Origin of the sequence: Streptomyces sp. NPDC055243, assembly GCF_044544025.1 — a bacterium.
GTDB lineage: Bacteria > Actinomycetota > Actinomycetes > Streptomycetales > Streptomycetaceae > Streptomyces.
Map to the genome: position 1 here is coordinate 1 of NZ_JBITWR010000033.1, position 25,989 is coordinate 25,989.

General features: G+C 71.5%; 22 protein-coding genes. 2 read left to right on the forward strand and 20 right to left on the reverse strand.

Features of this window, described 5'->3' with window-relative positions; translation table 11 throughout:
* Positions 1 to 145: 145 nt before the first annotated feature.
* The 16 genes from ACIGXX_RS43675 to ACIGXX_RS43750 form a co-directional block, all read right to left on the reverse strand.
* The gene (locus tag ACIGXX_RS43675) at positions 146 to 886 is read right to left on the reverse strand and encodes a DUF3159 domain-containing protein (RefSeq protein ID WP_366464509.1); all 741 of its coding nucleotides are present in this window, start codon (positions 884 to 886) and stop codon (positions 146 to 148) included.
* A 3-nt stretch (positions 887 to 889) separates the two neighbouring features.
* Positions 890 to 1,288: an OB-fold nucleic acid binding domain-containing protein gene (locus tag ACIGXX_RS43680; RefSeq protein WP_249587256.1), complete on the reverse strand. Its 399-nt coding sequence runs from the start codon at positions 1,286 to 1,288 to the stop codon at positions 890 to 892.
* Positions 1,289 to 1,377: 89 nt separating this feature from the next.
* Positions 1,378 to 2,061 (reverse strand): response regulator, encoded by a 684-nt coding sequence (locus tag ACIGXX_RS43685; protein ID WP_351173923.1) that lies wholly within the window; start codon positions 2,059 to 2,061, stop codon positions 1,378 to 1,380.
* 44 nt (positions 2,062 to 2,105) lie between these two features.
* Positions 2,106 to 4,652 (reverse strand): sensor histidine kinase KdpD, encoded by a 2,547-nt coding sequence (locus tag ACIGXX_RS43690; protein ID WP_351173914.1) that lies wholly within the window; start codon positions 4,650 to 4,652, stop codon positions 2,106 to 2,108.
* A gap of 133 nt (positions 4,653 to 4,785) precedes the next feature.
* The gene (locus tag ACIGXX_RS43695; protein WP_399984818.1) at positions 4,786 to 5,466 is read right to left on the reverse strand and encodes an ABC transporter ATP-binding protein; all 681 of its coding nucleotides are present in this window, start codon (positions 5,464 to 5,466) and stop codon (positions 4,786 to 4,788) included.
* A 75-nt stretch (positions 5,467 to 5,541) separates the two neighbouring features.
* On the reverse strand, positions 5,542 to 6,768 hold the full coding sequence (locus tag ACIGXX_RS43700; protein WP_351173908.1) for an alginate lyase family protein: 1,227 nt from the start codon (positions 6,766 to 6,768) through the stop codon (positions 5,542 to 5,544).
* Positions 6,769 to 6,907: 139 nt separating this feature from the next.
* Positions 6,908 to 7,828 (reverse strand): ABC transporter ATP-binding protein, encoded by a 921-nt coding sequence (locus ACIGXX_RS43705; protein ID WP_351173905.1) that lies wholly within the window; start codon positions 7,826 to 7,828, stop codon positions 6,908 to 6,910.
* The gene (locus ACIGXX_RS43710; protein WP_399984821.1) at positions 7,821 to 10,490 is read right to left on the reverse strand and encodes a hypothetical protein; all 2,670 of its coding nucleotides are present in this window, start codon (positions 10,488 to 10,490) and stop codon (positions 7,821 to 7,823) included. Before ACIGXX_RS43710 ends, ACIGXX_RS43705 begins: the two co-directional genes overlap by 8 nt.
* A gap of 574 nt (positions 10,491 to 11,064) precedes the next feature.
* On the reverse strand, positions 11,065 to 14,403 hold the full coding sequence (locus ACIGXX_RS43715; protein WP_399984823.1) for an FtsX-like permease family protein: 3,339 nt from the start codon (positions 14,401 to 14,403) through the stop codon (positions 11,065 to 11,067).
* Between the two features lie 143 nt (positions 14,404 to 14,546).
* On the reverse strand, positions 14,547 to 15,227 hold the full coding sequence (locus ACIGXX_RS43720; protein WP_399984836.1) for a potassium-transporting ATPase subunit C: 681 nt from the start codon (positions 15,225 to 15,227) through the stop codon (positions 14,547 to 14,549).
* Positions 15,228 to 15,251: 24 nt separating this feature from the next.
* The gene (gene kdpB, locus ACIGXX_RS43725; RefSeq protein ID WP_361468161.1) at positions 15,252 to 17,405 is read right to left on the reverse strand and encodes a potassium-transporting ATPase subunit KdpB; all 2,154 of its coding nucleotides are present in this window, start codon (positions 17,403 to 17,405) and stop codon (positions 15,252 to 15,254) included.
* Positions 17,402 to 19,066: a potassium-transporting ATPase subunit KdpA gene (gene kdpA / locus ACIGXX_RS43730; RefSeq protein ID WP_351173890.1), complete on the reverse strand. Its 1,665-nt coding sequence runs from the start codon at positions 19,064 to 19,066 to the stop codon at positions 17,402 to 17,404. The genes kdpB and kdpA overlap by 4 nt, the downstream gene beginning before the upstream one ends.
* Positions 19,067 to 19,074: 8 nt before the next feature.
* Positions 19,075 to 19,164: a K(+)-transporting ATPase subunit F gene (gene kdpF / locus ACIGXX_RS43735; protein ID WP_033264828.1), complete on the reverse strand. Its 90-nt coding sequence runs from the start codon at positions 19,162 to 19,164 to the stop codon at positions 19,075 to 19,077.
* Between the two features lie 329 nt (positions 19,165 to 19,493).
* Positions 19,494 to 20,264, reverse strand: a complete 771-nt coding sequence (locus ACIGXX_RS43740; protein WP_351173886.1) for a DUF3710 domain-containing protein — start codon at positions 20,262 to 20,264, stop codon at positions 19,494 to 19,496.
* Position 20,265: 1 nt separating this feature from the next.
* Positions 20,266 to 20,802, reverse strand: a complete 537-nt coding sequence (gene dut / locus ACIGXX_RS43745) for a dUTP diphosphatase (protein ID WP_351173883.1) — start codon at positions 20,800 to 20,802, stop codon at positions 20,266 to 20,268.
* Positions 20,799 to 21,383, reverse strand: a complete 585-nt coding sequence (locus ACIGXX_RS43750; RefSeq protein ID WP_351173880.1) for a PaaI family thioesterase — start codon at positions 21,381 to 21,383, stop codon at positions 20,799 to 20,801. The genes dut and ACIGXX_RS43750 overlap by 4 nt, the downstream gene beginning before the upstream one ends.
* A gap of 58 nt (positions 21,384 to 21,441) precedes the next feature.
* On the opposite strand from ACIGXX_RS43750, the gene ACIGXX_RS43755 reads away from it, so the two are divergent.
* Positions 21,442 to 21,888: a DUF3093 domain-containing protein gene (locus ACIGXX_RS43755; protein ID WP_351173877.1), complete on the forward strand. Its 447-nt coding sequence runs from the start codon at positions 21,442 to 21,444 to the stop codon at positions 21,886 to 21,888.
* A 39-nt stretch (positions 21,889 to 21,927) separates the two neighbouring features.
* On the opposite strand, the gene ACIGXX_RS43760 is transcribed toward ACIGXX_RS43755, so the two are convergent.
* The 4 genes from ACIGXX_RS43760 to ACIGXX_RS43775 form a co-directional block, all read right to left on the reverse strand.
* Positions 21,928 to 22,866 carry a hypothetical protein gene (locus tag ACIGXX_RS43760; RefSeq protein WP_351173874.1) on the reverse strand — a complete coding sequence of 313 codons (939 nt, stop codon included), beginning with the start codon at positions 22,864 to 22,866 and terminating at the stop codon, positions 21,928 to 21,930.
* Positions 22,867 to 22,879: 13 nt separating this feature from the next.
* Entirely contained in the window at positions 22,880 to 23,176 is a 297-nt protein-coding gene (locus ACIGXX_RS43765) for a DUF4193 domain-containing protein (RefSeq protein WP_055544889.1), read from the reverse strand.
* Positions 23,177 to 23,569: 393 nt separating this feature from the next.
* A complete protein-coding gene (locus ACIGXX_RS43770) occupies positions 23,570 to 24,814 on the reverse strand; it encodes a HAMP domain-containing sensor histidine kinase (protein WP_351173870.1) in 1,245 nt (414 codons plus the stop codon).
* A gap of 6 nt (positions 24,815 to 24,820) precedes the next feature.
* Positions 24,821 to 25,474 (reverse strand): response regulator transcription factor, encoded by a 654-nt coding sequence (locus tag ACIGXX_RS43775; RefSeq protein ID WP_135331070.1) that lies wholly within the window; start codon positions 25,472 to 25,474, stop codon positions 24,821 to 24,823.
* Between the two features lie 306 nt (positions 25,475 to 25,780).
* On the opposite strand from ACIGXX_RS43775, the gene ACIGXX_RS43780 reads away from it, so the two are divergent.
* Positions 25,781 to 25,954 carry a hypothetical protein gene (locus ACIGXX_RS43780; protein ID WP_351173867.1) on the forward strand — a complete coding sequence of 58 codons (174 nt, stop codon included), beginning with the start codon at positions 25,781 to 25,783 and terminating at the stop codon, positions 25,952 to 25,954.
* Positions 25,955 to 25,989 lie beyond the last annotated feature (35 nt).

A 25,989-nucleotide genomic window follows, 5' to 3' on the forward strand; every position in this document is an offset into this window, starting at 1 on the left:
GCCCCCCGCGGGGGGGCGGCCGCGCCGCGCGGCCGCCCCGGGCGCCCCCCCCCCCCCCCCCGGCGGGGCGGGGGGGGGGGCGGGGGCGCCCCCCCCCCCCCCCCCCCCCCCCCCCCCCCCCCCCCTCCACGTACAAGCAGCAGGATCAGGCCTCTCGGCTCTGCTGGGCGGAAGCCGCCTTGCGCTCTTCCTCCGCCTTCTCCGCCGCTTCCATCTCGGCGAACACGTCGATCGGCGCGGGTGCCTTCGCGAGGAAGACCCAGGTCAGCCAGACGGCGAGCAGGAACGGCGGGATCTTCAGGGCGATCAGGACCCAGCCGAACTGGGTCGTGTCCGCCCACCAGTAGAGCGGGAAGAGGATCGCGCACTTGGCGAGCAGGATCAGGCCCCAGGCCCAACTGGCCTTCGTGTACGCCTTCTTGCGCCCGGGGTTGCGGGTCCGCCAGGAGAGGTTCTCCTTGAAGACCGGGCCGAGGATCAGGCCGATCAGCGGGACGCCCGCGATGGCCGTGATGATGTAGGCGAGGGCGAGGCCCAGGGTGTAGAGCATGCCCGGCAGATAGAAGTCCTTGGCGTTGCCGGTCATCATCGCGAAGACCACACCGAAGGCGACACCGAAGACGCCGCTGAAGGCGTGCTTGACGGTGCCCTTCATGACCAGGCGGACCACCACGAGCACCAGGGACACCGCAAGGGCCGCGATGGCGGCCATGTGCAGGTCCTTGTTGATCGTGAAGATGGTCACGAAGAGGAGGCCCGGGACGACGGTCTCCACCATGCCCCGCACGCCGCCGAAGGCCTCGAAGAGCGCGGCCTCGGTCACGGCCCTGGAATCGGCTTCCTGATCCGTGGTTCCCTGGTCCGTCGGCTTGTCGAGGGACGTCACCGGCTACTCCCGTCCGAGGGGTCTGAGTTCGTATTTCGGGTTGAAGAGCACCCGGCGGCCCCGGCTCATCGAGACCCGGCCGGACGCGATCAGCCTGCGCCCCGGCTCTATCCCCACGATGGAGCGCCTGCCCAGCCACACCACGTCCAGTGCCGCGGAGCCGTCGAACAGCTCCGCCTCCAGGGCGGGGACCCCGGCGCGTGGCCGCAGGGTGACCGTGCGCAAGGTACCAGTAACCGTGACTATCTGGCGGTCGTGGCAGTCTCCGATGCGGGTGCACCCCGCCGTTTCGGCGTCCTCGCGCAGCTCCTCCGACTCCAGATCCTCCTGGGAGGAGGACAGCCGGTCGAGCATGCGCCGGAAGCGGCCTGCCGGCTTCTCTGAACCAGGAACAGCACTCATACAGGAAGCCTACCGGGGGGCGGCGACAGCACCGCAATGGGTGCGCTCATCTGTGCTTATGCCCGCTCAGCCCAGCCCCGACCCTTGACTCATCGCTCGAACCTGTAACCCATTCCCGGCTCGGTGATGAAGTGCCGCGGATGCGCCGGGTCCGCCTCCAGCTTGCGGCGCAGCTGGGCCATGTAGACGCGCAGGTAGTTCGTCTCCGTGCCGTACGAAGGGCCCCAGACCTCCTGGAGCAGCTGCTTCTGGCTGACCAGGCGCCCGGTGTTGCGCACCAGCACTTCGAGCAGATGCCATTCGGTGGGCGTCAGGCGTACGTCGCGTCCGTCGCGGTTGACCTTCTTGGCGGCCAGATCGACCGTGAAGTCCTCCGTGTCCACCATCACGTCGTCCTCGCCCGCTCCGGTGGGCTCGGCCCTGCGGATGGAGGCGCGCAGCCGGGCAAGCAGCTCGTCCATGCCGAAGGGCTTGGTGACGTAGTCGTCGGCGCCCGCGTCGAGCGCCTCGACCTTCTCGTCCGAGCTGTGCCGCGCGGAGAGCACCAGGATCGGCACGCGCGTCCAGCCGCGCAGGCCCCTGATGACCTCGACCCCGTCCATGTCGGGCAGACCGAGGTCGAGCACGATCACGTCGGGGTGGCGGGCGGCGGCGAGCTGGAGCGCGGTGGCTCCGTCCGGGGCCGCGTCCACCTCGTACTTGCGCGCCTTCAGGTTGATCACGAGGGCGCGCACGATCTGCGGCTCGTCGTCGACCACGAGCACCCGGGTCATGCGTACCTGCCTTTCGGGCCTTTGGGTCCTGTCGATGGTGGCGGTCATGAGATGACCTGGGCGGAGAGGTCCGGCAGAGCCGGCGGTCCGCCCGACGCCGCCCGCAGGGTCAGGACCATGGTGAGGCCGCCGCCGGGGGTGTCCTCGGCCTCCAGCGTGCCGCCCATGGACTCGACGAAGCCGCGTGCGACCGCGAGACCCAGGCCGACGCCCGCGCCGCGCGGAGCGTCACCGTAGCGCTGAAAGGGCTCGAAGATGCGGTCCTTGGCTCCGTCAGGGACACCGGGGCCGCGGTCCACCACGCGCAGTTCGACGCGGTCGCCGAGCGTGCTCGCGGAGACCAGGACCGGTTCGGCGTCGGGGCTGTACTTGACCGCGTTCTCGACGATGTTGGCGACCGCCCGCTCCAGGAGCCCCTTGTCGACGGTGACCATGGGCAGCGTCTCGGGGATGTCCAGGTCGGCGCTGCCGTCGGGGACGCCGCCGAGCGCCATGGGGACCACCTCGTCGAGGTCGATCTCGCGGATCAGCGGGCTGACGGTGCCGGTCTGCAGGCGGGACATGTCCAGGAGGTTGCCGACCAGGTGGTCCAGGCGGTCGGCGCCGTCCTCGATGCCTTCGAGGAGCTCGGCCTGGTCCTCCTCGGACCAGGACACGTCGTCGGAGCGCAGGGACGACACGGCGGCCTTGATGCCCGCCAGCGGCGTACGCAGGTCATGGCTGACGGCGGCGAGCAGCGCGGTGCGGATGCGGTTGCCCTCGGCGAGGGTGCGGGCCTGCTGCGCCTCGCCCTGGAGGCGCTGGCGGTCCAGGACCACGGCGGCCTGCGCGGCGAACGCGGCGAGCACCCGGCGGTCCTCGGCGGGCAGCACCCGGCCGGACAGGGCGAGCGCCATGTGGTCACCGACCGGCATGTCCACGTCCGCGTCCTCGGGGCGCTCCAGGGTGCGGCCCTCGCCGACCCGGCCCGCGCAGGTCCAGGGGGCGACGTCGCTCGCCCGCTCCAGGAGGGCGACGGAGTCCATGCTGAAGGTCTCGCGCACGCGTTCCAGGAGGGCGTCCAGGCTCGTCTCGCCGCGCAGCACGCTGCCCGCGAGGAAGGAGAGTATCTCCGACTCGGCGCGCAGCCGGGCGGCCTGGTGGGTGCGGCGGGCCGCGAGGTCCACCACGGAGGCCACGGAGATCGCGACGCCCACGAAGACGACGATCGCGACGATGTTCTTGGAGTCGGAGATCGTCCACAGGTGCTGCGGCGGCGTGAAGTAGTAGTTCAGGAGCAGCGAGCCGAACGCCGCCGACGCCAGGGCCGGAAGCAGACCGCCGAGCAGGGCGGCGGCGACGGTGAGCGTCAGGAACAGCAGCATGTCGTTGGCGAGACCGAGGTCCGCGTCGACATGGGTCAGGAGCAGCGTCAGGAGCGCGGGGCCGCCGACGCCCACCAGCCAGCCCCAGATGCTGCGGGAGCGCCCCAGGCGTGCCCCGCGCGCCACGGGCAGGCCGCGCCCCTTGGCGACCTCGTCGTGCGTGACGATGTGGACGTCCAGGTCGGGGCCCGATTCGCGGGCGACCGTCGCGCCCACGCCGGGACCGAAGACGTACTGCCAGGTCTTGCGGCGCGAGGAGCCGAGGACGATCTGGGTGGCGTTGACGCCGCGGGCGAAGTCGAGCAGCGCGGCCGGTATGTCGTCGCCGATGACGTGGTGGAAGGTGCCGCCCAGGTCCTCGACGAGGGTGCGCTGGACCGCGAGCTCCTTGGGCGAGGCCGCGGTCAGGCCGTCGCTGCGGGCGATGTAGACGGCGAGGATCTCGCTGCCGGAGCCCTTGGCGGCCATCCGGGAGGCGCGGCGGATGAGCGTGCGTCCCTCGGGGCCGCCGGTGAGGCCGACGACGATGCGCTCGCGGGCCTGCCAGGTGGAGCGGATGTCGTGCTCGCCGCGGTACTGCTGGAGGTATTCGTCGACCCGGTCGGCGACCCAGAGCAGCGCGAGCTCGCGCAGGGCGGTGAGGTTGCCGGGCCGGAAGTAGTTGGACAGGGCCGCGTCGACCCGGTCGGACTTGTAGATGTTGCCGTGGGCCATGCGGCGGCGCAGCGCCTGGGGCGACATGTCGACGAGCTCGATCTGGTCCGCGCGCCGCACCACTTCGTCCGGCACGGTCTCGCGCTGGCGCACGCCGGTGATCGACTCGACGACGTCGCCGAGGGACTCCAGGTGCTGGATGTTCACGGTGGAGACGACGTCGATGCCCGCGGCGAGGAGTTCCTCGACGTCCTGCCAGCGCTTGGCGTTGCGGGAGCCGGGGACGTTCGTGTGCGCCAGTTCGTCCACGAGGGCGACGGCGGGCGCCCGCTCCAGGACGGCGTCCACGTCCATCTCGGTGAAGAGGGTGCCGCGGTAGTCCAGGTCCTTGCGGGGCACCTGCTCCAGGCCGTGCAGCATCACCTCGGTGCGCGGCCTGTCGTGGTGCTCCACGAAGGCCACGACGCAGTCGGTGCCGCGCTCGATGCGGCGGTGCGCCTCGGACAGCATCGCGTACGTCTTGCCGACGCCCGGTGCCGAACCGAGGTATATCCGAAGCTTGCCGCGTGCCATGGCCCCATTGTCTTCCCGAAACTGCTCTGTACGCAGAGTCGACCTTACGGCCAACAATTCCCGCAATTCGGACAAAGGTGCGCTCACGTGTGCTCCTTGACGCAACCCTGATGTGTCGGGGCCGGGCCGGGGGTCAGCGTTCGACGATCTCGCCGTCGCTCAGTTCGAGGACCCGGTCGGCGAGGTCGAGCAGCGCCGCGTCGTGCGTGGCGACCAGGGCGGTGACGCCCTCGCCGCGGACGACGGCGCGCAGCAGCTCCATCACCGCCAGCCCGGTCTCGGCGTCCAGCTGCCCGGTGGGCTCGTCCGCGATGAGCAGGGAGGGCTTGTTGGCGAGCGCGCGGGCGATCGCCACCCGCTGCTGCTGTCCGCCGGAGAGCTCGCCGGGCCGCTGCTCGGCGTGGTCGGCGAGCCCGACGAGGGCGAGCAGCAGCGCGACGCGCTCCTCCCGCTCGCGGGGGTCGGTCCTGCGCAGCCGCAGCGGCACGCCGACGTTCTCGGCGGCGGTGAGGATGGGGATGAGCCCGAAGGACTGGAAGACGAAGCCGACACGGTCGCGGCGCAGCTCCAGGAGGCCGCTCTCGCCGAGGCCCGCGAGTTCGAGCCCCTCGACGGTGATCTTCCCCGTGTCCGGGGCGTCGAGCCCGCCGACGAGGTTGAGCAGGGTGGTCTTGCCCGATCCCGACCGCCCCTTCAGGGCGACCAGCTCGCCGCGCGGGACGGCGAAGGAGACGCCGCGCAGGGCGCGCACGGCGGACGGCCCGCTGCCGTAGGTCCGGTGCAGGCCCTCGACGACGACCGCGCTCTCCGCCATGTCCGCTCCCCCGTACGGTCCTGTTGGACCGGGCGCCAGTATGGTCACCGCACGCCCGGCCGAACAAGGCCCGAATCAGCTGGGGTTGTCCGCGTGGGTCAGGGTCTCCCAGGCGACGAACAGGTTGTTGGAACCCGCCGGACGGTTCCTCTCGGTGAGCTTCTGGGTGTTGCTCATGGCGTGGCCGAGGCGGCCGTGGAGCGCGTTGTAGCCGACCTCGGTGACCGGCCCCAGGCCCCGGTGGACCGAGCCGCCGCACAGCGAGCTCGGCGGCGCCTCGCCCAGTTCGTACTTGGCCTGGAAACCGAGCCCCTGGCGAAGCCGCTCGCCGACGTCCGTCTTGTAGAGGTCCTCGCCCTGGATGCGGCTGGTCTCGGCGACGTGGGAGATCGCGGAGAGGCCGTATCCGGTGTGGGTGAAGTCGCGGCACGTCTCCTGGGTGAGCCCGGTGGTGAAGGTGCCCTGCCCCTGCCAGTACTTGACGATCTTCGCGCGAGTGTCCAGGTTCTGGCTGGGCACGGTCTTGGGCAGGTCGCCGTCGGAGGCGAGGTAGACGTACGCGGCGGTGCGCGTGCGGAACTTCGCCATCGCCTTGTCGTACGACCCCTTGTCCTCGATGAAGACGGAGATGCCGATGGCGGCCTCCATCATCGACAGCTCCCAGTTGCCGTTGGAGTTGGAGCCGTTGATGATCTCGGGCAGGTAGACGGTGCGCAGCATCGTCGCGAAGCGTCCCGCGTTGCCCCAGCCGCCGGTGTACGTGTGCTTGATGATCTCGGCGGCCCTGGGCCAGGACGATCCCGCCCAGCCGGTCTGCAACGGTGCGTTGCTGTTGGTGTGGTCCTTGATGGTGGCGGACCAGGCGTCCATCAGCTCGATGGACTTCTTGGCGTAGCGCTCGTCTCGGGTGACGTACCAGGCCAGTGCCGTGGTGTACGCGGCTATCGCGTCCTCGCGCTCGTCGGTGCAGCCGTAGTTGGGGTTCGAGTAGGAGCCGCACTCGACGACCGCGCGGGGCTTGGGCGTGCGCGACAGGGAGGCGTACTTGCTCCCCATCATCTGGTCGTAGGCGCCCTTCCAGGGCTGGGCCCCGGCGTTGACCTTCTCCCTGGTGAAGTCCAACTGGCCGCGCGAGACGGTGACTCCGGGGTGCGCGAAGGTGCTGGGCGCCGCGTCGGCGCGCTCGGCCCCGGGCCAGGCCAGGAGGGCGGCGACCAGGGCGGTCACCACGGTGGCGAGGGTCGCGAGGACGGTCGTGCGGGGTCTGCGGTGGTGGCGCACGGGTGTGGGGGTGTGAGCCATGCGAAGGCCATCCATTCTCGTATGTGAACTTCAAGTGCCTTTCTGAACACGCGTGTTGGCCCGAGACCATAGGTACGGACCATGCTTCCGTCAAGGCGTGAAGTTGGAGGTGTCATGCACGAGAAGTCGGAGCTGCTGCTCACGGGGCGGGTGGCTCCTGATCCGGCCCCTCGCCCCAGACACCGATGTGATCCGGCTCCTCCGTGAGCCGGACGCGTCCGCTCAGCCCGTAGCGCTCCACGTAGTCGCGCGGCAGCTGCAACCGCCCCGCCCGGTCCAGAACCGTGAACTCCTCCCCCGGGCCGCCCTGTTCGCGCAGCGTCTCCGTGGACGTACGGCCGTCCCGGATGCGCACCGTGCGGCGGACCTGCCCGGAGACGAGCGGATCGTGCGTGACGACCAGGACGGTCGCGCCGAGCTCCTCGTTGGCGCGGCGCAGCGCGGCGAACACCTCCTCGCCGCTCGCCGTGTCCAGCTCCCCGGTGGGCTCGTCGGCGAGCAGCACGCGCGGGGCGTTGGCGGAGGCGACCGCCACGGCGACGCGCTGCTGTTCCCCGCCGGACAGCTCCGCGGGCCGCCGGTCGCGGCAGTACGCGACACCGAGCACGCCGAGCAGTTCGGCGGCCCGCGCCGCCCGTTCGCGACGGGGCACGCGCGCGTACTTCATCGGCAGCGCGACGTTCTCCAGGGCGGTGAGGTACGGCAGCAGATTGCGCCCGGTCTGCTGCCAGACGAAGCCGACGGTCTTCCTGCGGTAGCCGAGGCGCTCGCGACGCCCCATGGCGAGCAGGTCGTGCCCGGCGACGCGCGCCCTCCCCGCCGTCGGCAGGTCGAGCCCCGAGAGGATCGACAGGAGGGTGGACTTGCCGGACCCGGACGCGCCAACGAGGGCCACGCACTCCCCTTCCCCGACCACCAGGTCGAGCCCCTGGAGGGCCTGCACCTCCACCTTGTCGGTGCGGTAGACGCGTACGAGGTTGTCGCAGACGACGAGGCCCTCCTCCCCCGCGGGACGGCGCGCGGCGTTCGCGCGGGCCTCCAGATCGGCGAGCTCAGTCATCGTTCCTCCCCAGTCGCAGCACGGCTCCCAGACCCCGGCGCCGCCCCAGCCAGGTCTCCACGCCCACCGCCGCGGCCATCAGGGCGACGGTTCCCGCGGCCAGGGCCGCCGTGAACAGGGCGTCGGTCCGCAGGACGGGCGCGGTGGGCCCGCCGGTGAACTCCCGCAGGTCGAGGGCGGGTCCGAGCAGCCCGGGCAGGGTCAGACCGAGCGCGACGCCGCCGGCCACGGCCGCGAGCACCAGGGGCAGCAGCTGGAGCAGGTGAAGCCCTGCCGTGGCCCGGCCGCCGAGCCCCAGGGTGCGCAGCCGGGCGGTGGCGTCGCCGCGTGCGGGCGCGGACAGCAGGAGTTCGAGCACGAGGGCGAGCAGCGCGAGGAGCACGGCCAGGGCGGTGCAGAGAGTGTGCGCCGCGGTCAGGGCGGCGATGAGCCCGTCCTCGTCGGCCTCCGCCCGCTCCTCGGCACGGATTCGCAGCTCTCCGGCGGCGCTGCCCGGCGCGGTGCGCGGGACGACCGAGCGCAGCTCGCGGACGTCCAGGTGCGGGCCGTAGAGGAGCAGGACGGACTCCTCGAACTCGCTTGCGCCAAAGCCCTTCAGGTCACGGGTGTCGGCGAGCAGGAGGTGCTCCCTCGCCTCGGTGGCAGCGCCCACGGGGCCGAGCGCGGGGTCGCGGCGCACGGCCTCGGGGAGGGCGCCCACGACGCGCAGGCGGCGTTCCTTGCCGTGCACGGTGATGGTCAGGATGTCCCCCGCGTCGGCGGCGTCGGCGAGGACGCGGATGTCACGCCCGCTGCCGCGCTCGCCGCCGACTCCGGCGTCCCGCAGGGCACGGGCGGCGGCCGAACTCCCCGCGGCGGACCGCAGCTTCGCGCCGTCGACGCCGACCAGGCTCGCGATGCCGTACCGCCCGCCGTCCGCCGCGCTCACCGGGTCGACCCGCAGCTGCCGCACCTCCACCGTCTGGCGCACCCCACGCGCGCGTGCCAGGCGTCCGGCGGTGTCCGGGTCGCGCCCCGCCCCCAGGAAGGAGGCGTCGGCGCCCACCCGCCAGGCGGCGACGTCCCGCCGCCCTTCCGCCAGCGTCCCCGCGACCAGACCGCCGAACACGGCACCGGCCAGGGTCACCACCAGGACGAGCAGCGCGAGCGCCCGGGCGGGGGCCTCCTTGGCGGCACGGGAGAGCGCGATGAGGGCCACGGCTCCGCGCCCCCGCCCGGCCCAGCGCGCGACGAGGCGCACCGGCAGGGGGTAGAGGCGCACCAGGACCACGACCGCGGCGAGCCCGAGCAGCACGGGCACGGCAGCGAGCAACGGATCGCCTCCCGAGCCGCCCGCCGTCCCACGGGCCCGCAGCGCCAGTACGCCCGCCGAGGCGACGACCACGACAGCCACCTCGGCCACGACGCGGCGCCCGCCACCTCCCTTCTTGTCCCGCAACAGCGCCCGGTCCCGCACGGCCCACCAGGTCAGCAGGGGCAGCACCAGCCACGCGCCCACGGCGACGAGCAGCGCTCGCCCGTACGCGGGTGAGGCCCCCGGCAGCACGGAGGCGAGCGCGCAGCCGCCCCCGAACCCCAGCACCACGGCCGGTGCGGTCTCCACGGCACGCCCGACGGCGACCCCCAGGGCCGAGGCCCCACGCGCGCGTTGCAGACGATGGACGTCGAGCCGACGGCGTACGGAGAGCAGCGCGCCGACCACCACGGCGGCGAGGCCGACCGCCGTCACCGAGGCGAGCGCGAAGGAGATCACGACGCTGCCCTGCCGCCACTGCCCCTGGAACTCCTCCAAGGCGTCCGGCAGTTCGGTGGCGGTCTCCGACTCGGCGGCCGGGTGCGCACCGAAGGCACAGGGCATGCCGCCGCTGACCATCGCCAAGTCACACGTGACGCCCCGCACGGAGTCCGGGTAGCGGAGCATGAGGCGCTCGAAGTCGCGCTGCCCCTGGTCGCCGACGAAGCGCGCGGCGTCGTCGCCGGGGTCGAGCCGCATGCCCCAGATCACGGTGAGGTCGGCGTCCGCCTGGTCCTGCAGCACCTCGACGCCGCGCGGCGCCAGCAGTGCGCCCGCGTACCGCGCCGCTGCGTCCCGCGTGTCCCGTGCCGTCCGCGCGAGCAGGGGCTGCTCGCGCCAGAGCCGCCGCTCGCCCTCGGCGGCGTAGAACCCGACCACCCGTGCCGGTGCGTCCACGTTCTCCAACGCGCCGGGACCGAGCCGGAGTTCCTGCCCCAGGCGCAGCTCGAGCTCGTCCCGTGTCCGGGTGGATACGGCGATCTCCACGACACTCCCCCGGGCGGCGGGGGGCCGTCCCGCTGCGTACGCGGAACGGGGCGGGGCATCGGAGGCGTACACCAGGGACATCGCGGTGCCGTCACCCATGCGCACGCTGGGCAGGGCGATCCGGGTGGAGTCGTGTACGAGGGCTTCGCGGAGAGGGGCGGGGACGGCGTTCTCGACGGCGGTCGAAACCCTGCGGAGATCGGCAGCCAGCGTGCTCCTCGGCCCGCCCCGCTCCTCCTCCGGCCCGAACCGCACCCGGTGGGTGATCCCCGGGGCGTCCCGCTGAACCTGCTCCAGCCGGGACCGCAACGCGTCCCCGGAGGCCCGGTCAAGCAGGCCGGGCCCGCCGACGACCACAGCGCTGAGCGCCAGCACGAGCAAGGCAAGACACCCCAGAAGCCCCACCTCCCCCCGCCACTTCATAAGCCCCCCTCCCCCTCCCCCACACCCACACCCACACCCACACGAACAAGCTTCCCCGCGCACCCACCCGATCGCCCCACAGCACCAGTGACCAGCCGCAAACGGGAACGCACGCGAGGGGACGCGCCGGTATGTCCGCCCGGAGCACGGTTCGCAGGACTCCCCCACCGAAGCACCCAAGGGGCCACCGGACGATAGCGAGGACGGACATACCGGCACGGCCCCGCACCCGCACCCGCACCCGCACCCGCACCCGCACCCGCACCCGCACCAACAAGCTTCCCCGCGCACCCACCCGATCGCCCCCAGGCACCAGTGACCAGCCGCAGACGGGAGCGCACGCGAGGGGACGCGCCGGTATGTCCGCCCGGAGCACGGTTCCTGTCGCTCCGGCGCCGAAGCACCAAGGCGGCCACCGGACGATAGCGAGGACGGACATACCGGCGCGCCCCCGCACCCACAACCGCACCAGCCCCGCAGGGACCCCGCGCCGCCAAAGCCACCAAAGCCGCCAAAGCCCCGCAGGGACCCCTCACCCGTCCTCCCCCGCCCGCAAGACCCGCCCCAGATCCACCCGCCCAAGCACCCGCGCGGCCCCACTCACCACCCCGCAGATCACCAGCGTCACCCCGCCCGCCACCCCGCACACCCGCACCCACGGCACCTCCGTGAGCAGGCCGGGGAAGACCGGTTCGCCCTCCGCGTCCACCGTCACCACCGGCATGATCACCGCCGCGAGCCCCGCCCCGAGAACCGTGCCCAGGAGCGCCGCCACCCCCGCCAGCGCCAACTGCTCCGTCCACAGATACGCGGCGAGCTGCCCCCGCCGCACCCCCAGCGCCCTCAGCAGCGCGAACTCCCGCCCCCTCGCCCGCGCCGAAAGCACCGTATGCAGCGTGAAGGCGATGACGGCGAACGCCGGGGCCAGGACCAGGCAGAGCCAGAGGCCGCCGCGGGCCCCGCGCCGCAGCGGATCCTCGCCGAGCTCCACGCGCGCGTGCGGCACGTCCACGGCCCTGCCGAGCCGCGGGCTGTCCCGCACCGCCTCCCACGCGGCACTCGCGTCACCCCGCGCGGCCCCCGCCCACCACACGCTCTCCGGCCCCGGCAACGCCCCGCTCAGCACCAACTGGGCCGCCATCGCCCGCGAATCGGCGAGCAGCCGGGGCCGGTCGCGCGCGACGCCCGGCACCGCCGCGATCCGCCCGACGATCTTCAGCCGGGCGCTGCCTCCCGTACTGCGCCGCAGCGTCACGACGTCCCCGACCCGTACCGCCCCGGAGTCCAGCAGCGCACGGTCGGCGAGAGCGGGAGCGGGCGCGGTGGCCGCGGAGCGCCCCTTGGCGCCGTCCGTGCCCAGACGGACGCTCCACGTCGGGTACTTGAGCCGCGTGTCAGGCCCCCGGAGCACCGCGTCGAGCAGTACCCCTGCCCCGGGCAGGTCGCCGCAGAGCACGGGCCCCGGAGCATCCCCCACCGCCCCGCGCGACCGCTCGGCCCCGGGGCAGCCCGCTCCGTAGCGGTCCGGTGCGTCCTCGCGCAGGTCGCGCCAGTCGGCCCGCTGGGTGAGCCCCGGCACCCGGTCGACACGGAGCCGGTAGGTACGCCGCACCGCCTCGCCCACCATGCTCAGGTCGATCTGCAGGACGCGTACGCCACCCCTGCGCACCGGCACCTTCAGGGGCACCGTCCGCGGGCCGCCTTCTTTAAGAAGAACGGCAGTTGAGTGGGCGAGTCCGTCATCGTCCTCGAGGAAGACCGTCATCCTGACCGGCACGGGCCTGCCGGACCCGTCCGCGGACAGCCGTACCCGGAGCGGGAGTTCACCCCGTGGGCGAGCGCCATCGGACCCGGCAACCGCGAGCCCATGCCCCGGAATCCCCTTCCCCAGCGGCGCGACCAGCTCCCGCACGGGCCGCTCCGCGAGGTCGGCCCGCAGCGAAGGCACCGGCCCCCGCCCGGTGTTGACCCCGGTGACGGCCACCGCGTCCTGCCCGATGTATCCCTCCGTGGTCACCACGGGAGTCACCGCGTCCACCCCCGGCAGCGCGCTGTACGTCCCGCGCCGCTCCCCCGCCGGCACCCCGTCCCCCGGTTCGATCCGCAGGTCGGCGCCCACCTGGAAGGCGGCCTGGTCGTGGTCGCCCCGGTCGAGAATGGCCAGGGCGGTGCTGCTCAGCGCCGCGACGGCCAGTGCCAGCGTCACCACCAGGGCGGGCCCCGCGTGCCGCGCCGCGCGCCGCCCGATCTGCCACCCGCCCAGCGGCAGCACGAGCCCCCTGCCCCGCCGGGCGAGCGGATCGATGGCCCGCGTCAGGAGGGGCAGCAGGCGCAGCACAAGCAGCGCGGCCGCGGTGGTCATCACCACGGGCGCGAGGACGAGCACGGGGTCCACGCCGTCCCCGGTCACGGGCGACCGGTACTGCCGCAGTTGCAGCCACCCGAGGACGGCCACCGCCCCCAGCGCCACATCGGCCCCGACCCGCTGTGCCCCCGCGAACCTCCCCACCCGCAGCCGAAGACGGCTCACCGCCTGCCGGTCCCGCACCACCCGCACCGTGGGTATCAGCACCGCGCACCCGTGCACCACGACGGCAAAGGCGGAGGCCACCCACGCGGCCCCGATCACACGCGCGTCCGGCACCCCGCCGTGCAGCAGCCCCGCCCCTTCAAGCAGCCGCAGCAGCGGCCCCGCCAGAAAGGGCGCGGCGATCCCCACCGGAAGGGCGACCACCGCCCACTGCACTCCCGTCGACACCACGAGCCGCCGCGTTCCCGCGCCCCGGGCGGCCAGCAACGCCAGCTCCGGGCGCCGGTGTTCGGCGAGCCGGCGCCCGGTGAGCACCAGGGCCGCGACCGCGAGGGCGGCGAGCAGCGTGGCGGGGACGTAGAGCCCGGCGCGGGCCACGGCGATGGGCGTGGTGAGCCGGTCCAGGGCCCTGCGCAGCCCGGCCGAGACGGTCAGGTCCTCCGCCCCTGCCTCCGTACCCCGCGGCACGGAAGCCCCCTGCGGCTCCGAGCTCCCCCGCAGCACCGAGCGCGACGCATCGCTGCCGCCGAACTTCCGGGCCCGCTCCGCCAGCGGCCCGATGTCACCGAGCCGCAGCCCCCGCGCGTCGGGCACGCCGAGCCACAGCGCCCCCGCGTCCTTCGTGAACCCCGGCCGCGCCGTGAACGCGCCGCGCGGCACGAGCGCGATGGAGTCGGCCGTCCCGAACGTGCTGCTCAGGCCCGCCCAGACCGCGGGCCCGCGCCCCTCGGTCGCGTAGAGCCCGACGACCCGCATCCGCAGCAGGCGCTCACCGGCGCCGCGCACGACCACGACGTCACCGGTCCGCACCGCGAGCTCGGCGGCGAACGCCCTGGTCAGCGCGGTCTCCGCGGGCCCACCGGCCGCGGACGTACCGCCGGAGCCAGAACCGCCGGAGCCAGAACCACCGCGCGGCCACCGGCCCGCCACCAGGTCGGCGTGGGACCGGGCCCCTTCGAGCGCGACCACGGACATGGTGGCGTCCTCGCGGCGGCGGCCCCCGGCCTCGGTCACGGCGAGTTCGTCGTTGCGCGCCGCGGGTGCCCGCAGCGCGAGGCGCGTGCGGTGGGGCACGTCGCCGTAGGTGCGGTCGACCGCGGCCCGTACGTCCGCGTCCAGCCGCCGCACGCTGTCGGCGCCGTAGCGCCCGGCCACCTCGACGACGGCTTCGCGGTCCGCGGCGAGCCGCTGCCGCACTCCGCCCTCGACGGCCTTCTCGGTCAGCGCGGCAAGGGCGGCGAGCACCGTGGCCGCCAGCAGCACGGCGAGCCCGGCGGCCACGAGCACCATCCCGTGATACCGGCCGCTCCGCACCACGGCGGGCACGCGCCGTCCGCTCACCGCACCGGTCTCCCCCCGCGTGACCGGCACAGTATGGACGTACGCGATTGTGGCCCGCAACGCTCCGACCGAAAAGGCCGAATCAGTGCGGGCCACAAGGGAGTTGAGCCAGCGTCAGCTCCCGTTCGGCGACGACAGCAGCGTCAGCCCTTGTCGGCGACGAGCTCCTTCAGCGCGATGTTGAGCTCCAGGACGTTCACGCGCGGCTCCCCCACGAAGCCGAGGATCCGCCCGTCGCTGTGCTCGTCGACCAGCTTCTCGACCTGCTTCACGTCGAGTCCGTTCTTCTCCGCCACCCGGTGGGCCTGGAGCTCCGCGTACCGCGGGGAGATGTGCGGGTCCAGGCCCGAGCCGGAGGAGGTGACGGCCTCGGCCGGCACGTCCGATGGACTGACCTTGAAGTCGGCCGTGGAGTTGTCCTTGACCACGGCGGCCTTGGCCGCCTTGACGTTCGCGACGAGGTCCTTGCTGTCACCGGCCAGGTTCGTCGCACCCGAGAGGATCAGGTCGTACTGGGTGTTCACCCCTGAGTCCTGGTTGGAGCCGAGGCCGTTGGACGGCCGGGGCTGGAACCACTTCAGGTCGGGCGCGGCGGTCTCCTGGCCCTTCTTCAGCGGCAGGTCGTACCGCTGTCCGATGAGCTCGGAGCCGACGACCTTGCCCTCGCTCCTGATCTCGGAGCCGTTGGCCTTGTCGTTGAACAGGCCCTGGGCGATCCCGGTGACGGCCAGCGGATAGACGACACCGCAGATCACGGTAAGGACGAGCAGGGCACGCAGGCCCGCTCCCAACAACCGCGCCGTGCTTCCAACGGAGTTGTTCATGACGATCAGCACGCTTTCAGGAAACTACAGCCCGGGAATGAGGGAGATGATCAGGTCGATGATCTTGATGCCGATGAACGGGGCGACCAGACCGCCGAGCCCGTAGACACCGAGGTTGCGCCGCAGCATCTTGTCCGCGCTCATCGGCCGGTAGCGCACGCCCTTCAGGGCCAGCGGCACCAGGGCGATGATGATCAGCGCGTTGAAGATGACGGCCGACAGAATGGCCGACTCCGGTGACGACAGGTTCATGATGTTGAGCTTGTCGAGACCGGGATAGACCACGGCGAACATGGCGGGGATGATCGCGAAGTACTTCGCGACGTCGTTGGCGATCGAGAAGGTCGTCAACGCGCCCCGGGTGATCAGGAGTTGCTTGCCGATCTCGACGATCTCGATGAGCTTGGTGGGGTTGGAGTCCAGGTCCACCATGTTCCCGGCCTCCTTGGCGGCCGAGGTGCCGGTGTTCATGGCCACGCCCACGTCCGCCTGGGCGAGCGCGGGCGCGTCGTTCGTGCCGTCACCGGTCATCGCGACGAGCTTGCCGCCGGCCTGCTCGCGCTTGATCAGCGCCATCTTGTCCTCGGGCGTGGCCTCGGCGAGGAAGTCGTCCACGCCCGCCTCGTCCGCGATGGCCTTGGCCGTCAGCGGGTTGTCACCCGTGATCATGACCGTCTTGATGCCCATGCGCCGCAGCTCGTCGAACCGCTCCCGCATGCCCTCCTTGACGACGTCCTTGAGGTGGATGACGCCGAGGACCCGCGCCCCCTTCTCGTCCTTGGCCGCGACGAGCAGCGGTGTGCCGCCGGCCTGCGAGATGGTGTCGGTCAGGCCCTGCGCGTCCTGTGCGACGGTGCCGCCGTTCTCGGTGACCCAGGCGACCACCGAACCGGTCGCGCCCTTGCGGACCTCGCGCCCGGTCCCGCCCTCGACGAGGTCGACACCCGACATCCGCGTCTGCGCGGTGAAGGCGACCCACTCGGCCCCCTCCAGCTCACCCTGGTGGCGCTCGCGAAGCCCGTACTTCTCCTTCGCCAGTACGACGATGGAGCGGCCCTCGGGCGTCTCGTCGGCCAGCGACGAGAGCTGGGCGGCGTCCGCGAGTTCGGCCTCGGTGGTCCCGCGCACCGGCACGAACTCGGCGGCCTGCCGGTTGCCGAGCGTGATGGTGCCCGTCTTGTCGAGCAGCAGCGTGGAGACGTCACCGGCGGCCTCGACCGCCCGTCCGGACATGGCGAGCACGTTGCGCTGGACCAGGCGGTCCATGCCCGCGATGCCGATCGCGGAGAGCAGCGCGCCGATGGTCGTCGGGATCAGGCACACCAGGAGCGCGGCAAGCACGATCATGGACTGCTCGGCACCGGCGTACACGGCGAACGGCTGGAGCGTGACGACGGCGAGCAGGAAGACGATGGTGAGGGACGCGAGAAGGATGTTGAGCGCGATCTCGTTGGGCGTCTTCTGCCGGGCCGCGCCCTCGACCAGGTTGATCATGCGGTCGATGAAGGTCTCGCCCGGCTTCGTCGTGATCTTGATGACGATGCGGTCGGAGAGGACCTTCGTGCCGCCGGTGACGGCCGAGCGGTCACCGCCCGACTCCCGGATGACCGGGGCCGATTCGCCGGTGATCGCCGACTCGTCGACGCTCGCGACCCCCTCGACGACGTCGCCGTCGCCGGGGATCACGTCGCCCGCCTCGCAGACGACCAGGTCGCCGATGCGCAGCTCGGTGCCGGGCACCTGCTCCTCGGTCGTGCCGTTCAGGCGGCGCGCCACCGTGTCGGTCTTGGCCTTGCGCAAGGTGTCCGCCTGCGCCTTGCCGCGGCCCTCGGCCACGGCCTCCGCCAGGTTGGCGAAGATCGTGGTGAGCCAGAGCCAGGCGGTGATCGCCCAGCCGAACCAGTCCCCCGGCTCCTTGACCGCGAGGACCGTGGTGATCACCGAACCGACGAGCACCACGAACATGACGGGCGACTTGACCATCACCCGCGGGTCGAGCTTCCGCACGGCGTCCGGGAAGGACTTCAGGAGCTGCTTGGGGTCGAACAGGCCCCCGCCGACACGGCTGTCGCCCTTGGCGTCCTGGTGCCCGCCGGGCACGTCCTGGTGCGGCGCACGGGTGGGAGTAGCGGTGGACATGGAGCCGGGCTCCTCTGGCTTCCTTGTGTCGGTGGTCATGACGCGAGCCCCTCGGCCAGCGGCCCGAGGGCCAGCGCGGGGAAGTAGGTCAGACCGGTGATGATCATGATGGTGCCGACCAGCAGCCCGGTGAACAGGGGCTTCTCGGTACGCAGCGTGCCCGCCGTCGCCGGGATCGGCTTCTGCTCGGCCAGCGAACCCGCGAGGGCGAGGACGAACACCATCGGCAGGAACCGGCCGAGCAGCATCGCGAGCCCGATCGTGGTGTTGAACCAGTTCGTGTCCGCGCTCAGCCCCGCGAACGCCGAACCGTTGTTGTTGGCGCCCGAGGTGTAGGCGTAGAGGATCTCCGAGAAGCCGTGCGCCCCGGAGTTGAGCATCGAGTCCTTGGGCGTGGGCAGCGCCATCGACACCGCCGTGAAGCCGAGCACCAGGGCGGGGGTGACGAGGATGTAGCAGGCCGCCAGCTTGATCTCGCGGGTGCCGATCTTCTTGCCGAGGTACTCCGGCGTACGGCCCACCATCAGACCGGCGATGAACACCGCGATGATCGCCATGATCAGCATGCCGTACAGACCCGACCCGGTGCCGCCCGGCGCGATCTCACCCAGCTGCATGCCGAGCAGATCGAGCCCGCCGCCGAAGCCGGTGTTGGAGGAGTGGAAGGAGTTGACCGCACCCGTCGAGGTCAGCGTGGTGGCGACCGAGAAGATCGCCGAGCCCGCGATCCCGAACCGCGTCTCCTTGCCCTCCATCGCACCGCCCGCGACGTCGAGTGCGGGAGCCCCGTGGTGGAACTCCGTCCACATCATCAGCGCGGTGAACCCGACCCAGATGGTGACCATCGTGGCGAGGATCGCGTACCCCTGCCTGAGGGAACCGACCATCCGCCCGAAGGTTCGCGTGATCGCGAACGGGATCAGCAGGATCAGGAAGACCTCGAAGAGGTTGGAGAAGCCGTTCGGGTTCTCGAAGGGGTGGGCGGAGTTGGCGTTGAAGTAGCCGCCACCGTTGGTGCCCAGCTCCTTGATGACCTCCTGCGAGGCCACCGCCCCGCCGTTCCACTCCTGGCTGCCGCCCAGGAACTGGCCGACTCCGTGGATGCCGGAGAAGTTCTGGATCGCGCCACAGGCGACCAGGACGAGCGCGCCGATCACGGAGATCGGGATCAGGACGCGTACGACACCGCGCACCAGGTCGGACCAGAAGTTCCCCAGCTCGCCCGTGCGGGAGCGGGCGAAGCCGCGCACCAGGGCCACCGCCACGGCGATGCCCACGGCCGCGGAGACGAAGTTCTGCACCGCGAGGCCGCCGGTCTGCACGACGTGGCCCATGGCCTGCTCGCCGTAGTACGACTGCCAGTTGGTGTTCGCCACGAACGAGGCAGCGGTGTTGAACGCCTGGTCGGGATCGATCGCCTTGAAGCCCAGCGATCCGGGCAGCGAGCCCTGGAGCCGCTGGAGCAGATAGAGGAAGAGCACGCTCACGGCGGAGAAGGCGAGCACTCCGCGCAGGTAGGCGGGCCAGCGCATCTCGGCGTTGGGGTTGGCGCCTATGCCCTTGTAGATCCACTTCTCGACCCGCAGGTGCTTGTCGGAGGAGTAGACCTTGGCCATGTAGTCACCAAGCGGACGGTATGCCAGGGCCAGCGCCACGATCAGCGCGAGGAACTGGAGCACACCGGCAAGAACAGGGCTCATATCCGTACTCAGAACCTCTCCGGGAACACGAGAGCGAGGACGAGATAGCCCAGCAGGGCGACGGCCACGACGAGACCGACGATGTTCTCGGCAGTCACAGCTTCGCCACCCCCTTGGCGATGAACGCCACCAGCGCGAAGACCGCGATCGTGGTGACGACGAAGGCCACGTCGGCCATCGTGTGCTCCTAGATGAGATGCGATTGATCTGACGCCTTGAGCAAACCCCCTCCGTGGCTGGATTCGACCGCCGTTGACGGCTCCCTTACGTCCGCCGGCGCTCCATTGACGACTCTCTTACGGTTTCCTGCGCTCTCCCGCCCTCACCTGCAAAAACGCCGGTGGGCCGCACCCCCGTCAGGGAGTGCGGCCCACCGGCCTCTGCTTCGCGATCAGGCGCTCAGGCGCCTGCGCACGTCTGGATGCGCTCAGCGCACCTCGGTGATCTCGGGGCCCCGCTGGAGCTGGCCCATGCCGCCGGAGAAGCGCGAGCCCTCCTGCTGCTCCTGCTGGACCGCGCCCTCGGCGACCATCTGGGCGTCGTCCGGCAGCTTCAGGACGATCGGGTCGCGGGGCGCCATCGGGCCCTCGCCGCGCACGATGACGGTGTCCCGGAAGATCTGCTCCAGGAGACCCGCGGCCTGCGGCTGCACCGCGCCCTGGCCGGAGATGACCCCGCGCAGGAACCACCGCGGACCGTCGACACCGATGAAGCGCACGACCTGCACGCCACCCGTGCCGTCCGGCAGCTGCACCGGCACCTGCGCGCGCAGCTCCCAGCCGAGGGGGCCCTCGACCTCGTCGATGACACCGCCCTGCTGGGTGATGCCGGAGGCGATCTCCTCGCGGACCTCGCCCCAGATGCCCTGCTTCTTGGGGGCGGCGAAGCCCTGGAGCTGGATGGCGCTGTCCTGGAGCACGACGGTCGCCGCGACGATCGCGTCACCCGCGACCTCCACCCGCAGCTCCATGCCCTCGACACCCGGTACGAAGAGGCCGCCCAGGTCGACTCGACCCTCGCCGGGCTCCCGGACCTCCGAGACATCCCAGGGACCGTCGGGGCGGGGCTCGGGCTCGAGCCTCACGCGCGACGACGCCGCGGCCGTGTCATCACTGTCACGGTCAGCGTCCTCGACGACCTGCTCGGCCTCGCCCGCCGCGTCCTCGGCGGCACTGTCCTTCTTGCGACGTCCGAACACGTCACTGTCCTTCCCGGTCAGATACGACCGATGCGTATCGATTCCCACCCGTTTGTTGACCCGAGCCTGCGCCCACGGCGGCATGGCCGCCGGTGGACCCGAAGCCCCCCTCGGCCCGCGCCGAGTCGGGAAGCTCCGCCACCTCGCGGAAGCGCACCTTCTCGACCTGCTGGACGACCAGTTGGGCAATCCGGTCGAAGCGCTCGAACCGCACACGCTCGCGCGGGTCGAGATTCACCACGATCACCTTGATCTCTCCACGGTACCCGGCATCCACCGTCCCTGGGGCATTCACCAGGGCGACACCGCAGCGGGCGGCGAGACCGGATCGCGGGTGCACGAAGGCCGCGTACCCCTCGGGCAGCGCGACAGACACCCCGGTGGGCAGCACCACCCGCTCGCCCGGCGCGAGTTCGTGCGCCTGGGTGGTCCGCAGATCCGCTCCGGCGTCGCCGGGCTGCGCGTACGACGGCAGCGGCACCTCGGGGTCGACGCGGCGGATCAGGACGTCGAGCTCCGGTCGGGGGGCGGGGGTCACGGGTTCACCTCGAAAGCGCGTGCGCGGCGGAGCTGGTCCGGGTCGTCCATGGCGGCCCGGATCTCCTCCGGGCGGCCGTTCTCGACGAAGTGGTCGACCTTGACCTCGATGAAGAGGGCCTTGGCACGGACGGCGACGGGCCCCTCGGGGCCGCCGATCCGCCCGGTGGCCCGGGAGTAGATCTTCCGCCCTGCGACGGCGGTCACCTCGGCCTCGAGGAAGAGCACGGTGCCCAGCGGCACGGGCAGCGCGAAGTCGGTCTCGAGCCGTCCGGTCACGGCGATCACCCGCAGCAGCCAGTTCAGCGAGCCCAGCGTCTCGTCGAGCGCCGTGGCGAGCACCCCGCCGTGGGCCAGGCCCGGCGCGCCCTGGTGGGCCTCCCGGACGGTGAACTCGGCGGTGACGCCCACGCCTTCACCGGCGTACGCCGCGAGGTGCAGCCCGTGGGCCTGCCCTTCGCCGCAGCCGAAACAGTGCTCGTAATGGGCTCCGATGAGCTCGCCGGGGGCGGGCGCGTCGGGGTGGCGGACCGGCGCTATGGCGTCGGCCGGGGGCGTCAGAGCTGCTGAAGTACCACTCACAGCCGCAGACCTTACCCGCGAGTCCGCTGACTCAGCTCATCGTGCCAAGCTTGCGTACATGCAGCCTTACGAAGAACGCCTGACGGCGCCCCGCTCCTGGTGGCTTGTCTCGCTCCTGGTCGGCGTCGCGACGGCACTGATCATGGTCCCCTTCGGGACCCTGCCGCTGCTCGGCGGCCTGGTCGCCGGCACGGCGGTCGCCGCGGTCGTCACCAGTGCGTACGGCTCCCCGCGGATCCGCGTGGTGGCGGGCTCCCTGGTCGTGGGCGACGCGAAGATCCCGCTCTCCGCCCTGGGCGAGCCCGAGATCCTGGACGCGGAAGGGGCGCGCGCCTGGCGCGGCCCGCAGGCCGATGCGCGCGCCTTCATGCTGCTGCGCGCCTACATCCCCACGGCGCTGCGCGTCGAGATCACGGACCCGCAGGACCCGACTCCGTACGTGTACGTGTCGACGCGGAACCCCGAGGGGCTCGCGGCAGCGCTCACCGCGGTACGGGCTTCTTAGGGACCTGCTGTCCGGGGACGTGCTGCGGGGTCTGCCGCGTCAGCGCCCCAGCTCCTTGGACGGGCCGCCAGGACGCAGGGGGTGCAGGGGGTCCAGAGGCCTCACGGGCTGCTCAAGGGGCGGCAGCTCGGGCAGGGCCTCCCAGGGCACCTGCGACCTCCGCAGGTCCGTACGGACCCGCTCAGCGAGCTTCTTGGTGTCACGGCGGTTCATCACCGCCCCGACTGCGGCGCCCACCATGAAGGGCATCAGGTTCGGGAGGTTGCGCACCATGCGCTTCATGATCTGCTGGCGCAGCTCGCGCTTCATCTGACCGCCGAGCGCGGAGTTGATCGACGCGGGCTTGACCACGTCGATGCCGCGCTCCTCGGTCCACGCCGTGAGGTAGGCGGAGCTGCGCTCCTTGAGGTTGCCCGGCGGACGCCGGCCGTAGACCTCGTGGAGCTCGGCGATCAGCTTCAGTTCGATGGCCGCCACGCCGGTGATCTCGGCGGCCATCTCCGCCGGCATCGCGGGCGGCACGGGCATCATCGCCGCGGCGCCGACTCCGGCCCCGACGGTCGAGGTCGCGTTGGCCGCGCCGGAGATGAGTTTGTCCGCGAGCCGCTCGGCATCCAGGCCCGGGAACTGCTTGCGGAGGGTGTCCAGGTCGCGGACCGGGATCCGCGGGGCGTTCTCGATGAGCCGGTCGGCGAGGTAGCCGATGCCGGCCTTGGCGCCGCGTCCGCTCATGCGTACGCCCGCCTTGACTCCGTCCGTGACGGCGGCAACGCGGCCCTTGGACCCGTTGGTCCTGGACGCCATGTCGTCCGCCGTCCCGTCGTCTGCCACCTCCAGGGCGTTCGCTGGTCCGAGCGAGGCTGTTCCTGTGGGGGAAGAGCCCCGCTCGTCGTCGCGTACGCCGTCGGGGGCGGCGCTCTGTTGGTCCGCTCCGCGCTTGCGGAAGCGGCGCTTCCTAGGCGGGGTCGAGCCTGTCACGGCCGACCCTGCCCTAGTCGCAGTCGCGGCAGATCGGCTGGCCGTTCTTCTCCCTGGCCAGCTGGCTGCGGTGGTGCACCAGGAAGCAGCTCATGCAGGTGAACTCGTCCTGCTGCTTCGGGAGCACCCGAACGGCGAGCTCCTCGTTCGACAGGTCCGCGCCGGGCAGTTCGAGGCCCTCTGCGGCCTCGAACTCGTCCACGTCTACGGCCGACGTCGACTTGTCGTTCCGCCGCGCCTTCAGTTCCTCGATGCTGTCCTCGTTGACGTCATCGTCGGTCTTGCGTGGGGTGTCGTAGTCCGTTGCCATGTCGCTCTCCCCCTCTGGGTGTCTGCGGTGTCTCAGCGCACGTAACGCGTGAGAGGCCGGACTTGTGCCCGACCTGAGGCGGAGATTTTGCCTCACATCAAGGTCTGTTACTCAATCGACACCCAACCGCACCCCTCAAGGGGTGATCGGTTTGGATGGCGATCGGGACCGTACACGGTCCGAATGTCGCACTTCACAGGCGCCACCCCGTGTACTTCCCGTGATCAAGACCCCTGAAAACCCGGATTTTCCCGGCTTTCCGACGACTTTCACGATCACGGAGAGTAGATGGCCGAAAATTCGCCCCTGTGATCGATCGCACACGAAATCTCCAGGAACAGTTCCTAAAAATTCCGCGCAAAGCGAACACCGCGGCGCGTCCGCGGCAGCATCTCAGAGAGGAAGGGTGACTCGCATCACGAGCCCTCCCCCCTCGCGCGGCTCCGCGATGATACGGCCCCCGTGGGCCCGCGCCACCGACCGGGCGATCGACAGGCCGAGTCCCACGCCCTTGTCGCTGCCCGTGCGCTCGGTCCGCAGCCGCCGGAACGGCTCGAAGAGGTTGTCGATCTCGTACGCGGGCACCACGGGGCCCGTGTTCGACACCACCAGGACCGCCTGACCGTGCTGTGCCTCCGTGGTGACCTCGACCCAGCCCTCGTCCGGCACGTTGTACCTGACGGCGTTCTGGACGAGGTTCAGGGCGATCCGCTCCAGGAGGACGCCGTTGCCCTGCACGACGGCCGGGGCCCGCTCCCCGCGGATCTCCACGCCCTTCGCGTCGGCCTCGGACCACACCTGGTCGACGGCCCGGTCGGCGACCTCGGCGAGGTCGACCGGTTTGCGCTCCACGATCTGGTTGTCGCTGCGGGCGAGCAGCAGCAGACCCTCCACGAGCTGCTCACTGCGTTCGTTCGTGGCCAGGAGCGTCTTGCCGAGCTGCTGGAGCTCGGGGGGCGCCGCCGGGTCGGAGAGCTGCACCTCGAGCAGCGTGCGGTTGATCGCCAGCGGTGTGCGCAGCTCGTGCGAGGCGTTGCCGACGAACCGCTGCTGGGCGGTGAAGGCCCGCTCCAGGCGGTCGAGCATCTCGTCGAAGGTGTCCGAGAGCTCCTTCAACTCGTCGTCCGGGCCGTCCAGTTCGATGCGCCGGGACAGGTCCGTGCCGGCCACCCTGCGCGCGGTGCGCGTGATGCGGCCCAGCGGCGACAGGACGCGTCCCGCCATCGCGTAACCGAAGGCGAAGGCGATCACCGCGAGCCCGAGCAGGGCGAGCAGCGAGCGGCTCAGGAGGTTGTCCAGAGCGTTCTGGCGCATCTTGTTGACGCACTCGTTCAGCGCGGAGTTGAGCTGGTCCGCGGGGATCTGGGTCCCGGTCGGCAGGTTGTGGCAGGTCTTGCTGCTCACCGTGGATCCGCCCTCGATGGCGAACGGCAGGTCGGTCCCCACGTTCAGGGCCTGCGCGGCGAGCAGATAGATGATCGAGAGCAGCAGGATGCCCGCGATCAGGAACATGCCCCCGTACAGGAGCGTGAGCCGTATGCGGATCGTGGGGCGCAGCCACGGGAAGGGCACTTCGGCCTTCCGGGGGTCCCAGGTGGGTTTCGGAGGCGCTGCTGGTGGCGCCGGGGTCGCGGCCACCGGGGATCAGATCCGGTAGCCGGAGCCGGGCACCGTCACGATGACGGCGGGCTCGCCGAGCTTCCGCCGCAGGGTCATGACGGTCACCCGGACCACGTTCGTGAACGGGTCGGTGTTCTCGTCCCAGGCCTTCTCCAGGAGCTGCTCGGCGGAGACGACGGCGCCCTCGCTGCGCAGCAGCACTTCGAGGACGGCGAACTCCTTGGGCGCGAGCTGGATCTCCTTGCCGTCGCGGAAGATCTCGCGGCGGTTCGGGTCGAGCTTGATCCCGGCGCGCTCCAGGACGGGCGGCAGCGGGACGCTCGTACGCCGGCCGAGGGCACGCACGCGTGCCGTGAGCTCGCTGAACGCGAAGGGCTTGGGGAGATAGTCGTCGGCGCCGATCTCCAGGCCCTCGACACGGTCGCTGACGTCGCCCGACGCGGTGAGCATCAGGACGCGGGTCGGCATGCCGAGCTCGACGATCTTGCGGCAGACGTCGTCGCCGTGCACGAGCGGGAGGTCCCGGTCGAGCACCACGACGTCGTAGTCGTTGACCCCGATACGTTCCAGGGCGGCCGCTCCGTCGTACACGACGTCGACGGCCATGGCCTCCCGGCGTAGTCCGGTGGCCACCGCATCGGCGAGCAGCTGCTCGTCCTCGACGACGAGTACGCGCACGGCGCTGTCCTTCCTCTGTGCCCCTGAGGGCAGGTCTGTTCGTGGGGTGTGGCCTCTATCCTGCCCCTTTCGGTCATAAACCGGCTGTAAGGCGGGGTCTCGGCCGGGGAATGCGGGATTTTCTCCGACGGTTGAGGTTTCCGTGGAAGGGAGCCCGGGGAGGACGACCTCACACCCGCGATCACGCTTTGTATGTGGCGCGCCACAACCCGCTTTCCCCAGGGGGCGGCTTGAGACGTGATCGCCCCTTCCTTGAGGGCACACCCCCGTGCCATCGACCCACGACCCAGCCGAGGGGGCGCAACCATGGACGCTTTTACCGCAGGACTGCTGCAGCGCATAAAGGCCACGGAATCCGACCTCACGAAGGCCCGTGAGACGGGCGACGACTTCCTTGCCGAGGTCGAGCAGGCCGAGCTCGAAGATCTCCACCGGCTGGCCGCCGAGCACGGGGTGGAGGTCGGCGTGCTGCACGCCTGAGCCGCTCGACAGCAGCCAGCAGACCAGCAGAGGGG